This window comes from Metabacillus niabensis (assembly GCF_902829255.1).
Taxonomy (GTDB): Bacteria; Bacillota; Bacilli; order Bacillales; family Bacillaceae; genus Metabacillus; species Metabacillus niabensis.
The window spans coordinates 1-4,070 of sequence record NZ_CADEPK010000312.1; the positions used below are offsets into that span (position 1 = coordinate 1).

The 4,070-nt window shown below is 31.4% G+C and carries 4 protein-coding genes; 3 read left to right on the forward strand and 1 reads right to left on the reverse strand.

Annotated features, from left to right (window positions below; translation table 11 throughout):
• Nucleotides 1-181 (forward strand): NUDIX hydrolase (locus HU235_RS17950; protein ID WP_459213477.1); only part of this gene is annotated, 181 nt, incomplete at its 5' end.
• A gap of 19 nt (nucleotides 182-200) precedes the next feature.
• On the opposite strand, the gene HU235_RS17955 is transcribed toward HU235_RS17950, so the two are convergent.
• Nucleotides 201-3,011 (reverse strand): DEAD/DEAH box helicase, encoded by a 2,811-nt coding sequence (locus tag HU235_RS17955; protein ID WP_174881107.1) that lies wholly within the window; start codon nucleotides 3,009-3,011, stop codon nucleotides 201-203.
• A gap of 451 nt (nucleotides 3,012-3,462) precedes the next feature.
• Here HU235_RS17955 and HU235_RS25555 point away from each other — a divergent pair, with 451 nt between their 5' ends.
• The gene (locus HU235_RS25555) at nucleotides 3,463-3,651 is read left to right on the forward strand and encodes a DDE-type integrase/transposase/recombinase (RefSeq protein ID WP_370877235.1); all 189 of its coding nucleotides are present in this window, start codon (nucleotides 3,463-3,465) and stop codon (nucleotides 3,649-3,651) included.
• A 111-nt stretch (nucleotides 3,652-3,762) separates the two neighbouring features.
• Nucleotides 3,763-3,969 (forward strand): IS3 family transposase, encoded by a 207-nt coding sequence (locus tag HU235_RS25560; RefSeq protein WP_174881108.1) that lies wholly within the window; start codon nucleotides 3,763-3,765, stop codon nucleotides 3,967-3,969.
• Nucleotides 3,970-4,070 lie beyond the last annotated feature (101 nt).

Genomic DNA, 4,070 nt, shown 5'->3' on the forward strand with positions numbered 1-4,070 from the left:
CACACATGAATATAATTCATTTATTATTAATCTCATTTCGATTAAATGTAGAATTGTTGATGGAACACCAATACCTAATGAGCATTCCACTCTAATTTGGCTAAAGAGAGAAAGTCTTGACTCATTGAAATGGGCACCAGCTGATATTCCAGCAGTTAAGCAATTAATAGATGAAAAATAGTCTTCTCAAATGGAGAAGACTACACTTTTTTAGTGAACTCAGTATACAAATTAGTAGGCACTTCATGTTCTAATTTTATTTTAACAGTAATAGGTTTCTCTCCTTCAAAGGCCACTGTATCTCCTTTTCCGATATAAATATAAGGTTCTATTTTCCCATCGATTTCTTTATATTTCCTTACAAAAAGGTGGAGGTTTATTCCTCTTTCTTTGTTATTAATAATATTTTTCCCTCTATCAGAAGATTGACTTGTACTGTTTTGTGTTTGCCATTGGAAATATTGTTGATCAATAAATTTGTCTTTATAATTAATACTTTCTTTAATATCTTCTTCCTTATGAAGATCAATAAAAAGAAAATAGTCGTTTCCATTTGCTAGTAAGCCGGAACCTCTAAAAGCAGTATGTATTTTTCTGTAATTAGACAGTAAAGCAGCATCAATCATTTGATATTGTTCATACAGCTTGAAATGTGGAACCCCATAGTAGTTATGCTTATATTCCTTCTCATATCGATAAATACCATAGTTAAGGACATCTTCAATGTACTTCTGGAACTCCGGATTTTCTAGAACACGTTTAAAAGCATCTGTTTTAACTAGCTTGCCTCCATAATAATTCACTAATTTTTCTTTTGATTTTAATTGAGTACTATCATAATATTTTTGATTTAGGTATTCAAAAGCATGAAGAATACTATCCTCATCAACATCATTGATTAATTTTAAAATTTCACGCTTTGCAATTTCAAGTGTAACTTCTTCATGTGTTAATAAGTATTTTAAGATAATAAATTCATAGCTTCTTTTGAGTGGTAGCTTGCTTGAGAGTTCTTTTAAAATGCTTTCAAACGTATCGTTTATTAGTAATTTCTTTAAGTGTTCATCTTTTTCTACCTTCGCTACAAACTGAAGATACGTTTTTTCCCGTTCAATAAATTTAACTGGGTTTGGCGCTCCATCAAATTTGAGGTAATCTAATAAATACAAAGGAGCTCGACCTTGATTAAGCTTTTTAAATTCAAAATACTCTTCCTTTAGATATTTCATCGAATTAAAGTTTTCTTTATCAATTTGTTCTAAAATTCGCTCTTGAGCTATTTTGTCCATTTGAATATGTGTTGCTCCAGGTATATTAGCAAAACCAGTAGCGATTGCTACCTTTAAGCTTTCTTTATCATAATATCGACTTCCATTTAATGCGATCGCAATTAGGAAAACTTTACTATGATTTCCTATGAAGTCTAATACAGTTAAAAAGCTTTTGCTCCTATGCTTTCGTAGTCCTCGTCCAAGCTGTTGAATAAAAATTATCGGCGAGTTAGTTGGGCGAAGCATGAGAACAGAATTTATTGAAGGAATATCAACACCTTCGTTAAAAATATCAACAGTGAAGATAAATTCTAATTCATCTTGATCATCTTCAAGTTTTCCGATATATTTTCCACGTTCTTCAACTGAATGACCACCATGTAAACAAATGCTGTTGTAACCTCTTTTGTTAAATTCAGCTGCCATATATTCTGCATGCTCGATACTCGCACAAAATCCCAAGCATTTTCTCTTTTCTCCATCATATCCATAAAATTTCATCTTCTCTATGATATAGTCCACACGTTCATTCAGCTTTAGGCGTTTAGTTACTTCCGCTATATCGTCAATCGATACATCACTTAAATCGACACCTTCAACATCAGTTATACCAAAGTAATGAAAAGGGATAACAAGTTCATCTTCCAATGCATCATGTAAACGTACTTCTAATGCAACATTATTATCAAAAAGATCGAACACATTAGAATGATCACTACGCTCTGGTGTTGCTGTCATTCCCAAAGTAAACTTTGGCTCAAAATAATTCATAACCGTTTGATAGGAAGGACTTGTGGCGTGATGAGCTTCATCGTAAATAATATAATCAAATTCATTTCTATCGAATTCTTCATAGCACCTTGATATAGTTTGAATTGTTGAAAACACATAGTCTGCATGTTTCCCCTTATGATTACCTGTTAACAATCCAAATGTCGTACCTGTATTTGTTATCAGAGTTTCAAAGGTTTCTTTGGCTTTCTTGAGAATTTCCTCCCTATGTACAATAAACAATAGTCTAGCAGGATTCACATTTTTCACATCAAAAGCCGACATAAACGTTTTACCAGTTCCAGTTGCAGCAATAACTAGTGCTTTCTTTTCACCAAAATTACGTAATCTTTCTAGGTTCTCCATTGCTCTTCTTTGCATGCGATTCGGAACAATGTATCTCTGTTTTTCATAAATAACGTTCCTAGTTTTCTCATTCTTCTTAATAGATTTTAAGAATTCATTATATTGTTCGATAAACTCTGTGGTAGCATCTTCACTAATACTCCACAAATTATTGTACTCTTTAAGCACATCTTTTATAAATCCACTATCGTTCTTTGAGAGGGTCTCAAGATTCCATTCAATGTTACTTTTTAATGCACTTTGCGTAATATTTGACGATCCAATAATTACTTTATAAAAATCCTCATATTCGAATATGTAAACCTTCGTATGGAAACCAATTTCTTTATCTGTTACAAATACCTTCAATTCAATATTGTTAAATTCTTTAATTTTATTTAATGCTTTTGCTTCAGTAAAATTAAGATATGTTGATGTGATGATTCGGCCCTTTTTCTTGTTAAGCTCTGCTTCTTTAAATGAATCTAGCAAAAGTTGAAGTCCACTGTAGTTGATGAATGCAACACTAAAATAAAAACTTACACATTCTTTAATAGATTGTGTGAGTTCATTAAGTAAATTAGTGTTATTGGAATTTGTTATTAATTTCTTTTCTGTAATCATTTTGTACTCCTACATATTGATTCTTTTGTTGGAATTTATCATACTAATGGATTAATACGCAATTCCCCCCTAATACTATTGTACTATAAAAGAAACGTAGATCGCAGCAATTATTGTAACAATTTGTAAAAACCCCTGAATTACATCATGTAAAATAATGTGTAGAAATGTGCAAAGTCCTACAACTACTAAGAAGCACTATTATTATGAAGCAAAAGAACGTATAAACGAAGATACTATCACTACTGACATTATCGGAATATTTCATGCAAGTCACCAAAATTATGGACCCATAAAATAAAGGAACTAAAAAAAGGAAAAGTAGTATCAAGACGTTGTATTGGAAGCATTATGAATGAGCAGGGGCTTGTTTCTACTTACACAGTAGCTCAGTTTAAACCTAAAAAAACACAGCCCAATGAGGACCACTAAACAATGAAATAAATCGATAATTCACACAGGAAAAGCCACTGTCTGTCATAGTGATTTAACTTATGTAAGAGTTGATAAAAAATGGCATTACATGTGTGTATTTGTTGATCTCTTTAATCGAGAAATTATCGGTCATAGTACAGACCCAAACAAAGATGAATTATTAGTTTATAAAGCATTAGTATCAATTAAAAACCGATCTTCATAACATCCAGCTATTTCATACAGATCGAGGAAGTGAATTTAAAAATAATCTTATTGATATATCGATAAGCCCTTTACAAATATTTAATATCAGTCGTTCATTAACCATGAAAGGTTGTCCTACGACAACAAAGTAGCTGAAGCAACATATAAAATCATTGGGACTGAGTTTTTCAATCGTCGTCATTTTGATAGTTTAGAAGAGTTATCAAGGCAATTTCGTGACTATGTTCATTGGTATAACTTTATTAGAATTCATGGAACCCTAAATTATTTAAGTCCAATTGAATTCAAACTTAAACACCTTAAAAAAATTGTCTAGTTTAGTGTTGACGATCATATTTCTTCGAACTAAATATAACTGCTTTTATTACTTCTTTATACTTGTTTTCTAACTTATTGATATCAAACACCATATTTGGC

Bases quoted from the DNA above. Each gene is read 5' to 3' on its own strand.
- HU235_RS17955 (WP_174881107.1), bottom strand. From the start codon at position 3,011: ATGATTACAGAAAAGAAATTAATAACAAATTCCAATAACACTAATTTA.